Consider the following 9976-nt stretch of genomic DNA (forward strand, 5'->3'; position numbering starts at 1 on the left):
CGTCGACGTTGATGTCGCTGATGGTCATGTCACCGCATGGCGTAGTGGGCGGATGTGCGTACTATGCCAGAGAAATCAGGTGGTTGGCGACCCTAATTCAGAACCACCTGAATAGTTACGAGTCCAGTACGCTACATCGTTGCCCGAGAAATGAGTGGCAGTAAACGACCTCACTTCCACGTCATCCTGTTGCTCAATGGTCATGCTTATAAAACAGTAGGCACTATCGGCTATGAGGGCAGCAATCTGTTTGGGATCGTGGCCAAGGCTTGGGCCAGTGCTCTGCGTGTTAAACCTGAAGAGGCCGTAACCCGTGTCAAGGTGGGTAATCGTAACTCGAGGGTGGGCTATTACTACCTGACGCCTGAGGACGGCTACGCAAGTCTGCCCGATGCGTTTCGCCGCACGAGCTACCTCTGCAAACGCGACACCAAGGAGTTCGGCGATCACTACCGGGGGCTGTTGACCAGCGAGATCTGAAACAGTGTGGCCGGCGGTGGCCTAGCCACCGCCTCTCCGTTAAAGCGATGGTCAACGCAACGCGTGACCGATCACGCTCATATTTCCAAGAGGCGATGGCCACAGCCGTCATCATTGATCGAGCGAGTCCCTCCGATGAACGCCGTCAGCACGACATGCCGTAACTTTCGAAAAGGGAACTAAATATCGAAAAAAGGAACCAATTTAAGCAAAATAGCTCTTCCGCGGTGCCCTTTGTCAATCGGCCTGTGGCCGAATCAAACGACCAATCGCCGATTTCCCGGCCGCAGGTTTATACCCATGCCCCTGTTTCCGTTGACGACACGATCCCTTCGCAAGACGACCGCCAGCGAACGTCTACGTGCCTGGGATCTGGACTTACAGCCAGGGCAACCGCTCAAACGGTTCGCATCCCACTATCGCGATTGCTTGGCGCTGGAAAACCTGTCGCGACAGATTCAGGCATGGGTCGAGCTCGATGAGGCGGACTTCCATTCGATTTGTGCCTCACTCGATGACGCCGTATCACCCCGCGACAACCTGGCCAATCAACTTCGACGAGCGCTCAAGGTGCTAGGCAACTATCCCGATTCGATCCGGCTCACCGGGTATCCCGGTGCGCTCCGTGAATTCAATCAGCGTCAGGCTCATACAACGCCAGTAGCGTCAATGCATGCCCTTCGGGAGCACTGCCTGAGCGACACCTTCCTCCAAGCACAAGCCAATGCCCAGCGTCGAGAGCGCAAGGCGCACCGTAGCCGCGTCGAGTGGATCAACAATCTTTTCCAGGAATACGCTTGTTTACAGGTCGTGCACCTAGTGCTTGCCAGCACGCCCTTAGAGGACTTCAGTGAAGATGCCTACGACACGCTGCATTCGCGGTGTCAGGCGCTGCTAAAACGGCTGGGGCAGAAGAAAAATCCGATCTGCATCGGTACAGTGGGCTATCTATGGCGAATTTTTCATCACCCATGGCGCGGATTGCGGTTGAGCTTGGTGCTCTTACTCGACCCAGACTACTGCGACGAGAGCGCCGATGACATTGCCACCGCCGTCGCACGGCATTGGATCGAGCAAAGCCCCCGTAAACAGGGGATTGCCCTGACGCGATCGACTGAGTGCGAACGCCTGGCTCAAATGTCAGATAGCGAGCCAGCGGCGACATCAGCCTCTCAAGTAGGCAAGGTCCGCCACGACAACACACGAGAGGTGAGCCGATTGCAACGCCTGCTGGATTACTCGGCGACACTCGATTACCTTGGCGATTACGCCCCCTCGAGTGAGACAGACGAGACGCGTCACCGACCACGCAGCCAAGACCGCGGCAGTGGGCCGTGGCGCAGGTAGGTGGCGCCCCGTTCTTCTATGGCCGGCAGAAAAACGACTCGGCCGAACAAGGAACTCAGCGGCCCGTTCACGAGGCAAAACGGGCACGATTGGCGAGTCTAGGGGGCAGGGCACGGTGACCGTAGATCATTCACCGCCTTCTTGGATCGTGGCCACCAGGTCCTGATGTGCCCGTGAGATGTCGGCATCTTCGATGCAGGCGTCGATGAAATCGTCCAAAGCATCGCAGATTGCGACAGCCTCGGGGGAGTCGCCCAGTCGCCTGACCCAGCCGGCATACAGCGAACGCAAGCCGTCCAAGTCAGCCTGAGTCATCAGTACGAAGGCCAGGTGCTCGTAATTTTCCAGCTCGGCCAGGAGCGCGTCGCGAACCGGGGTGGAAATCGGGGTTTGGGGAGCGTGGGCGTCGGTCATGACAGTATTCTAGCGGTCAAGGGTCACCGTTTATACGCCAAGACATGGCCTCAGGCAAAATTGACACCCGCCCCCTTTGCAAAGCCTTCACCGAAGCGTATCAGCCGCTCTGTCGGCTTTTCAGCTGCGCGTCCAGGGCGTCCGCTAACGCCGCGTAGCCGTTCACCTTGCCCAGCAGCAGCGTCAGATACTCGTAGGCGAGCTCCTGCTCCAGGTCATGGCGGATAAGTGAGTGCAGGAAATAACGCAGCCACCTCATGTCGGCGCTTTGCGGCAGGCCATTCCAAGAGATAACAACCGTTTTCAGCTCCGGCATGACATCCCACTCCTTACAGATAAAACCACATGCCTCAGCCGTCTCCATGAAGTCGCACACGGGCGCTTTCTCAAGCCATCCAGCCTCCGAGAGGAAAGAGGCGTGAGCGTCGTCCCATAGCGCCTGCATCTCACGGCAGCGCTTGGCCATGAGCCTTACCTGAGCCTCCCGCAATGGGGTTCTATAGCTGATGGGGCTTTCTTGAATTTTCACGCGCTCTCCTTATCGGAGCTATTGCCAACTCAATGCTCGGCCTTGGGTAGTTCTTCGCTCAGCGCACGCGCATAGGCGGTACGCGCCGTCTGGTAGATCGCCAGTTGCTGCTGCAGCCGGGCGATTTCCTGATCGGTCACGCGAAGGTTGGTGACCTGGCTGCGCGCGTTCTCGGAAAGATCCGCCAAGTTGTAGTCGGTGCCGTCGATGGTCACGGTCTGGCTTGCTTGGGTATCGGTATCGGCCATTGGGTAAAACTCTCTATCTGCACGAAAAATGAACCACCAAGGGTACGGAATCAATCCCCGAAATCGAAGGTGAGATCGTCCTCATCGCCACCCAGCAGGCTGTCGATGTCCCGGCTGGCTGCTTGGTCGGCCTGCTTGGCATGGTGCTTCTCGTGGAACTTGGCGCGGTCGGTGAGCTGCGATAGCTGGCTCATCGAGAACAGCTGAGCGTAGGCCAACGCCAATGCACCGTGATTGCGTAGGTCGGCAAAGGCTTCAGCGGCCAGCTCGTTCATCGCCTTCTCGTTGATGCGGTAAAGCCCTTGCACGCTCAACGGCTCCTGCCCTTCCCCGCGTTCGAGCTTGAGCGGCCAGGGTTCGATCAGCCCGGTATCGCCCAGCCTTTGGCTGGCCGCCTGTGTAACCTGCCGGTTGTTGTCGCACTGGGTCAGGAAGTTCAGCGTCTGTTGGACCTTCTCGGTGAGGTTGCCGTCGTCATCGAACAGCGGCTGGGCGGAAGGGTCATCGGTCAGGCTGTCCTGCTCGATCGCCAGTACCTGCTGGTCGTTATCGGCCTTGGCCATGCGAAACGGATAGCCACGCAGCACTGACGGCACGTAGCTGGCCAGCCAGCGTCCGTCGGAGTGTAAATAGAGGTTGCGCTCGCCCCCCAGCCCGGTCAGGGCTACCGGCTGGTAACGCTGGTGAGCGCCTTCGCCCTGCTGGATGAAGCCCAGCGTGTAATGCGGCAACAACTTGGTGAGTTCGGCGATCAGGATCGGGATAACCTGATCCTGGGCGGCGAAGTTGTAGCCCTGACGGGGCCAGAAATTCGTTTCGGCGTGTTGGGTGCGGGACACCGCGATCCATTCCGGCATGCTGACTCTCTCGCGTGATGCATGAACCATCCATGGTAACAAAACCCCGGCTCCCGCCGGGTCTGGCACTTGCGCACTCAACGCTCTATCGGCACCGCCTCAGCCCGTCACGTAGCTTCCGCGCAGGTTATCCAGCCGTGTACGGCGGTTGGGCTGCTCGCCCTGGCCGTCGAGCACCACGATCTCGCTACCCGGCAGGCGCGGCTCGATGCGATTGCGCAGCCATTCGGCAATCGACCAGGTGCGATTGGCGGCATTCTGGTAGTCGTAGTCGTCCACCTGAACATCGACAGTCTCGCGCACCACCAGGCGAATGCCTTCCAGGTGCCAGACGGTCTCCTCAAATTCTTTGATGGTCATGCAATCCTCGTTAGCAATAAAAACCCCCAGCCGAGGCCGGGGGTTTAGGTACCTTAACCTATCCGAAGATAGGCATCCTTCTCAAAGAGAGGGATTAAGCAACGGCAATGGTACCGTCAGCCTGGCTCAGGTCATAAGAACCAACCAGCTTAACGGCAAAGTCGGTATCATCCAGCTGGCCTGTAGTACCTGCATCGTCGACAACATAGGTATTGTCTTCGAACTGGAAGAACTTGGCTGAAGTATCCGTATTGGAGGCAGCGATCGCGTTGACAAAGGCTTGATCAAGCGTGGAGCCGTCGGCAACTTCAAACTCGCTCAGAGTAGTGTCTGAACGGGCGCCAAGGTTCAGGTTGTCCGCCAGCGCCAGATCGTCTCCATCTTCGAGTTGGAAACCGGTGATGGTATCCATGTTCTCGTAGGTAGAGCCAGAAGCATCTACGCTATCGATACCGCCAGACAGAGTGACAGACTCAGCGACACTACCGTTCAGAGTGATGGTTGACGTATCGTTCTGGTCGTCAATCTCATCATCACCGTCCAGCAGAGCCAAGCCACTCAGATCGATGGAGGTGGCAGCGTTTACGTCGGCAGCAGCATTGTTGTTGTCAAAGATGACAGCACCATTACCGGTCACTACCAAGCTCTCAAAACCGAAGGCATCTCCACCAGTAGCAGCATCGACAGTTACCGCCGCTTGGTCATCCAGCTCCAGGTTAACGGTACCCGCAGCGCCTTCTGCATCGCTGTCGGCATGCTCAACGTTCAGGGTGCCGTCGTCACGAGCAATGAGTGAAGTCTCATCGGTAACGTTGGTTACAGTGCCACCAGCTTCGAAGCCGAAGGTGCTAACGGAATCGACTTTGGCAACATCGAGAGTCGCGCCAGTGTTGAAGTAGACCTCTTCAACATTCTCCACAGCGTTCAGCGCAAGGTAGCCCTGAGTATTCACGGTGCCCAACTCAACCTGCAGGGTATCGTTGCCTTCCCCGCCGTCAATTTCGTTATCAACGTCGAACGTGCTGCCCAGGATGATGTAGTCGTCACCAGAACCACCGGTCACGTCAACTCCTGTGTTGCCATCGACGTCGATCATCAGCTTGCCAGTGGAGTCGAACGCATCGACAGTCTCCAGGTTGCCCATGCCAGTAATGGCATTGCCACCCTTGGCGTCGACATCAGCATCGCCAGACAAGGCAAGATTCAGGGTGGTGATGGTGTTATCAGTGTCACCCAGATAGACATCACCGTCATCCATTTCGCCAGAGACGTTGACAGTCGTCAGCTCGGCGGCGCCTGCTGCTGCTGCTGCGTTAACCAGAACACTGTTGCTCGGGTTAGCCACGGCCAGGTTGAAAGTACCGCCGGCCACATTGGCAGTGGTAACTGCCTGCGCCGCCTTACCTGAGAAACCGAGAGTGGTGTCAGCAGCCACGTCAACCGTGGCAGCGTGGCTACCAGTCAGCCAAAGCTGTTCGAGTGCGTCACCGAAGTCACTGGTAGTGACGATTTCGCTATCGGCACCCAGGTTCAGGTTGACGCGCTCGACATCCTCGACGGTAACGCCGGTCGGCAGTTCGCCAGAATCAGTGATCAGATTCAAGGTGTCGAAACCAGCAGCACCATCGATTTGATCGCCAACATTCAGGGTCGCGGCACCAGTAGCAGCCTGGATAGCGCTGAAGCTGTCATCACCAGTAGTGCCAACGACGTTTTCACCGATATCTGCAGTGAGCATGCCAGTAGCACTCTTCAGCAATACACTGATTTCCTTAAACTTTTACCCTCCTCAAAGGCGCCTTTCTGACGCTTTCCATCACATTTCCACTTTCTGCCGAACCGCCCTGCCTTGCTGATGGAAACTATTCCCCTTTAAGCCATTGTTTTTATTTGAATATTACCCTTTCCACTTTTTCCATCACATTTCCACTTACCGATGGTCTCACCCTACGGCTATTTCTCCTTTAGGGAGCGCTTTTGGGTCTTGTAGGCCTGGGGCGTTTCCCCACTGAGCTTTTCGTGCAACGGCGTCTCCACCAGTTCGTCTTCCGGCTCATCCGGTAACGGTTCGCCCCGGTGGAGCGCTTCTATCTTTTCTATTCCGTATTGACGAATACGCACGGTCAGATCTTGGGTCATCGGGGTCCAGTCGAGCTTGATTCCCAACCAATAGGCTTTGTCCAGCAACTTGCCCAGCGTATCGGATCGCATGATCGAGCCAGGACGCTCGCCTCGCGTCACCACATTCTTGGAGACCCCGAGAATATCGGCTAAGCCTTGTTGTGTGATGTTCAGCGCCGCACGGGCAACCCGCATCGCCACAATATCCAGGTCTTTGCCCCTCATGTAGAGCCGAATGCCGTCCGCCTGACTGACCAGGTCCAATTCAATCTCTCGGTGGCGCATGGCGTGCTCTAGCCGTATCCAGGTATCGGCGCGCATCGCCATTTCCATTTTTTCGTTCCGAGCGATCACCGATTTGCTCACACCGATCTCATCGGCCAGCTCCTGTTGTGTCAGGAGGCAAGCGGCGCGCGCCATGCGCATGGCGGCGGACAATCGTACATTGTCGTACATGAAGGTTTGCCTCCGGTATCTTCTTGCTCTACTATGATTCTCATCAAACGGATTTGTTTCTTTTTATACTTAAAGGAAGCCCACTACAGAAGAGAGGTTTTGAATGCCAACGGTAACGCTTAACCAAGGATTTGTCGACTCTCAGGCCGTTTGTCGGCCGGATAAGGCGAGGGTCGATTTTTACGATAAAAAAGTGGTGGGGCTATCGCTCAAGGTGCTGGCGTCAGGCCACAAGGCGTTCTATATCCGCTACCGCGATAAACGCGACAAGCAGGTGGAGCGCAAGCTGGGCAGTACAGCCGTGATGAAGCTGAGCGACGCCCGCAAGGCGGCGAATGAGGTGCTGGCTCAGGTGGCAATGGGAGACGACCCCTTTGAGCAACGCCGCACGCTCAAGAACGTGCCGACCTTTGCCGCCTTCGTGTCAGCGCATTACATGCCGTATATCAAGGGCTATAAACGCAGCTGGGAGACGGATGAAACCCTGTTGCGTAATCATGTCCTGCCGAAGATCGGCAATCTGTACCTGGACGAGATCAAGCGTCAGCATCTGATTGAGGTATTCAGTCACCACCGTGAGTCTCATGAGCCTGCGTCGACCAACCGAGTGCTCATCCTGTGCCGCTATATCTTCAACCTGGCCATGAAGTGGGAGGTGGAGGGCATGACACGCAACCCGACAGCCGGTATCGAGCCCTACCCGATCAACAACCAGCGTGAACGCTACTTGAAGGATGACGAGGCACTGCGGTTATTCGAGGCCCTGGAAGCCTCACCTAATCCGCTGTTGCCTTATATCGTCGCCATGCTGCTATTGACCGGGGCACGACGTCGGGAAGTGTTGCATGCTCGGTGGCAGGATCTTGATCTGGCACAGCGCCTGTGGCGCATCGAGTTCAACAAGACGGGCAAGACGCGGCATGTGCCGCTGTCGCAGGGGGCGTTATCGCTATTGGCGACGTTGCCGCGCAAGGAAGACAACGACTACTTATTTCCTAACCCCAAGACGGGTAAGCCCTTCGTGAGCATCTTTCATAGCTGGGACACGGCCCGGCAAAAGGCGGGGTTGAAGGACGTGCGCATTCACGACCTGCGCCATAGCTTTGCCAGCTATGTGATTAACCAGGGGCATTCGCTGTACGAGGTACAAAAGCTCTTGGGCCATACCCAGGTCAAGACCACCCAGCGCTATGCGCACCTATCGCATGATTCGCTGTTAAATGCGGCGGATTCGGCAATGGCGTCGGTGCCGTGGGATCGTGAAACGCGGGAAGCGAAAGCTAAGAAGGAAAAAGAAGAGAAGGATAACGCGCTACCCGGTGCAAAACCTAACCGCCCGGCTCGCCAGAGTGCGTTACCCCGCGATGCGCCACCCGGCAAGACAGTGTCACCGCCTCACAGCGGTGAGCCACCGGCCGGAGAACCATCAGCATAAAAAAATAGCACCCAACAGATACAACAAGGGCAGCCACCAGGGCTGCCCTTTTTTGTGCGTGAAGCGGGGGTTCGGGAGAACGCGGAGTCAACGCTTAAACAATTCCTCGGCGCTATCAGCAAACAGAATCTTGTCCATCCAGGACGTTAGCTGATCATGGTCAGCCTGCTCGACACGCGCCTCCACCCACTGTGGCATGTCACCAAACTTGAGCTTGATCAGAGAGCGTAGGTTATCACTGGCTTCCTCTCGACGGGCATCGTTCAGAAATGACACTTCATCCCTGAGCGCCCGCTCCCGCACAAACGCCAGCCGGCGGGTCTCTTCATCAGCGCTGAGCTCTCGGATGTGGCTCATCACTTTCACCTCATCAGTCTGACAGCAGCTCTTCCAATGTCTCGGCACGGAAGATGCGCTTACCCCAAGCCTCAAGCTGCTCAGCATCAGCCGCGTTGAGCTTATTCTGGGCCCAATCAGGGCACTCACCATACTTAGAAGCAATCTGCATTTTCAAAAACTTAGCTTCACCTTTCACTTCTCCTCTCGCTTCCCACTGTTCAGGCCACTTCTTGATCCGTTCTGCCAGCATGTCATGCACCTCGTGTAAGTCTTGTAAATCCGAAAATTCAGGCAGCTCCATCTCAGGCGCCCGGCTAGGCAACAGCACGCGGCGTATCCACACCACAAACGACCGCCTTAGACCCGTTTGCTCAGGCGCCTTCAGCCACTCAACCAACGTGCCGAGCACCTCCAGCATGTCTTGCTCGTCGCGGTTGTGCTCCAACCGAAAGAGCGCAGCCGCCACGTTTCGCATTTGATCCGACCACGCCGGGTCACTGACGATAGCCCCTTCGTCGAGAAGCAAATACGCCATGTCTGGCCGATAGCGCTCAAGCCCTCCTGGTACTCGTTCGACCAGATCCGCGACGTTTTGTGCCGCTGTCCAGCGTTTCTCCCCATTGTAGAGCACAATCGGCAAGATCGGCGGCAGTTTTCCGCTCGGCGTGAAGGCTTCCTGACGAATCAGATCCTGATACAACAGCCCCTGATACGTCATGATCCGCACGGCCATGTGCTTGTCTTCAGAAGACTGGAACTCCAATAGCAAATAGACGTAGAGCCAATCGTCACCCCAGCGCACTCGCCAAATAATATCATCCTCACGATCACGCAGATCCTCAGTGATGTAGGAGCCGCTCACCTTTTCCAGCGTCGAAAAATCAAGCTGCTCGACCCAGGCTTCCTTGACGAAGCCCGTCAGGAGGTCTCTGACCATTTCGGGGTGAGAGAACAATAATTTGTAGCTATGATCGTGGCGATTGTGGATTTTGCTGGCCATGCGCACTCCTATCTCAATGCCCGTATTTTACCACAGCCCGCGCTGGCAAACGCTTAACCGCACGCCCTCTCATCTTATCTATTCACTGCGTAAAGAAAAAAGAACGCCACGCGACAAGCACCGCCCCACGCTGCCGGTCAGGGCAAGCGTGAGGCAGGCAGTGTCAAAGGTACTTGGTGAAGGTAGCCTTACAGCCACCCCCGTTCAGCAAACGACGTGTAGCCTTCATGGCCCACCACCACGTGATCCAGCACCCGAATATCCACCAAGCCTAGCCTGAATATTGCACCATTGGCGCGAGTTCGGCCTGCTGAGTGATCAGGCCAGCTCTTCATGCTGGATTCAGCAAGAATCGGTCACGTTTTGATCAATTACCCAGCGTCGAGACAC

General features: G+C 56.5%; 13 protein-coding genes. 3 read left to right on the forward strand and 10 right to left on the reverse strand.

Translation table 11 applies throughout. The features are described from left to right. The first annotated feature begins 111 nt into the window (after positions 1-111). Together K7I12_RS16905 and K7I12_RS16910 are read left to right on the forward strand one after the other, a co-directional pair. Entirely contained in the window at positions 112-480 is a 369-nt protein-coding gene (locus K7I12_RS16905) for a YagK/YfjJ domain-containing protein (protein ID WP_331460601.1), read from the forward strand. A gap of 300 nt (positions 481-780) precedes the next feature. Then, positions 781-1827 carry a hypothetical protein gene (locus K7I12_RS16910; RefSeq protein WP_231664756.1) on the forward strand — a complete coding sequence of 349 codons (1047 nt, stop codon included), beginning with the start codon at positions 781-783 and terminating at the stop codon, positions 1825-1827. 126 nt (positions 1828-1953) lie between these two features. Here K7I12_RS16910 and K7I12_RS16915 read toward each other — a convergent pair whose 3' ends face one another. The 7 genes from K7I12_RS16915 to K7I12_RS16945 form a co-directional block, all read right to left on the reverse strand. Next, on the reverse strand, positions 1954-2241 hold the full coding sequence (locus K7I12_RS16915; RefSeq protein ID WP_231664757.1) for a hypothetical protein: 288 nt from the start codon (positions 2239-2241) through the stop codon (positions 1954-1956). 100 nt (positions 2242-2341) lie between these two features. After that, a complete protein-coding gene (locus tag K7I12_RS16920; protein WP_231664758.1) occupies positions 2342-2770 on the reverse strand; it encodes a hypothetical protein in 429 nt (142 codons plus the stop codon). A 29-nt stretch (positions 2771-2799) separates the two neighbouring features. Continuing rightward, a complete protein-coding gene (locus K7I12_RS16925) occupies positions 2800-3018 on the reverse strand; it encodes a DUF6447 family protein (protein WP_231664759.1) in 219 nt (72 codons plus the stop codon). A 50-nt stretch (positions 3019-3068) separates the two neighbouring features. Beyond that, positions 3069-3875, reverse strand: coding sequence for a SapC family protein (locus K7I12_RS16930; protein WP_231664760.1), 807 nt, complete (start codon positions 3873-3875; stop codon positions 3069-3071). Positions 3876-3974: 99 nt separating this feature from the next. After that, positions 3975-4235, reverse strand: a complete 261-nt coding sequence (locus K7I12_RS16935; RefSeq protein ID WP_231664761.1) for a hypothetical protein — start codon at positions 4233-4235, stop codon at positions 3975-3977. Between the two features lie 94 nt (positions 4236-4329). After that, on the reverse strand, positions 4330-5994 hold the full coding sequence (locus tag K7I12_RS16940; RefSeq protein WP_231664762.1) for a hypothetical protein: 1665 nt from the start codon (positions 5992-5994) through the stop codon (positions 4330-4332). A gap of 194 nt (positions 5995-6188) precedes the next feature. Then, a complete protein-coding gene (locus K7I12_RS16945; protein ID WP_231664763.1) occupies positions 6189-6812 on the reverse strand; it encodes a helix-turn-helix transcriptional regulator in 624 nt (207 codons plus the stop codon). A gap of 103 nt (positions 6813-6915) precedes the next feature. Here K7I12_RS16945 and K7I12_RS16950 point away from each other — a divergent pair, with 103 nt between their 5' ends. Further along, complete coding sequence (locus tag K7I12_RS16950; RefSeq protein WP_231664764.1) at positions 6916-8247, forward strand: site-specific integrase; 1332 nt, start codon at positions 6916-6918, stop codon at positions 8245-8247. Between the two features lie 87 nt (positions 8248-8334). Here K7I12_RS16950 and K7I12_RS16955 read toward each other — a convergent pair whose 3' ends face one another. The 3 genes from K7I12_RS16955 to K7I12_RS17745 form a co-directional block, all read right to left on the reverse strand. Then, a complete protein-coding gene (locus K7I12_RS16955) occupies positions 8335-8604 on the reverse strand; it encodes a hypothetical protein (protein ID WP_231664765.1) in 270 nt (89 codons plus the stop codon). 13 nt (positions 8605-8617) lie between these two features. After that, on the reverse strand, positions 8618-9586 hold the full coding sequence (locus K7I12_RS16960; RefSeq protein ID WP_231664766.1) for an Rpn family recombination-promoting nuclease/putative transposase: 969 nt from the start codon (positions 9584-9586) through the stop codon (positions 8618-8620). Between the two features lie 188 nt (positions 9587-9774). Beyond that, a complete protein-coding gene (locus K7I12_RS17745) occupies positions 9775-9921 on the reverse strand; it encodes a JAB domain-containing protein (protein ID WP_231664767.1) in 147 nt (48 codons plus the stop codon). Between the last annotated feature and the right edge of the window lie 55 nt (positions 9922-9976).

The organism is Halomonas sp. IOP_31, assembly GCF_021151495.1.
In the GTDB taxonomy this organism is placed as follows: Bacteria; Pseudomonadota; Gammaproteobacteria; order Pseudomonadales; family Halomonadaceae; genus Modicisalibacter; species Modicisalibacter zincidurans.

Coding starts and splice junctions, on each gene's coding strand:
- K7I12_RS16910 (WP_231664756.1), top strand. CDS start 781: ATGCCCCTGTTTCCGTTGACGACACGATCCCTTCGCAAGACGACCGCC.
- K7I12_RS17745 (WP_231664767.1), bottom strand. CDS start 9,921: ATGAAGAGCTGGCCTGATCACTCAGCAGGCCGAACTCGCGCCAATGGT.
- K7I12_RS16955 (WP_231664765.1), bottom strand. CDS start 8,604: ATGAGCCACATCCGAGAGCTCAGCGCTGATGAAGAGACCCGCCGGCTG.
- K7I12_RS16915 (WP_231664757.1), bottom strand. CDS start 2,241: ATGACCGACGCCCACGCTCCCCAAACCCCGATTTCCACCCCGGTTCGC.
- K7I12_RS16945 (WP_231664763.1), bottom strand. CDS start 6,812: ATGTACGACAATGTACGATTGTCCGCCGCCATGCGCATGGCGCGCGCC.
- K7I12_RS16960 (WP_231664766.1), bottom strand. CDS start 9,586: ATGGCCAGCAAAATCCACAATCGCCACGATCATAGCTACAAATTATTG.
- K7I12_RS16925 (WP_231664759.1), bottom strand. CDS start 3,018: ATGGCCGATACCGATACCCAAGCAAGCCAGACCGTGACCATCGACGGC.
- K7I12_RS16930 (WP_231664760.1), bottom strand. CDS start 3,875: ATGCCGGAATGGATCGCGGTGTCCCGCACCCAACACGCCGAAACGAAT.
- K7I12_RS16935 (WP_231664761.1), bottom strand. CDS start 4,235: ATGACCATCAAAGAATTTGAGGAGACCGTCTGGCACCTGGAAGGCATT.
- K7I12_RS16950 (WP_231664764.1), top strand. CDS start 6,916: ATGCCAACGGTAACGCTTAACCAAGGATTTGTCGACTCTCAGGCCGTT.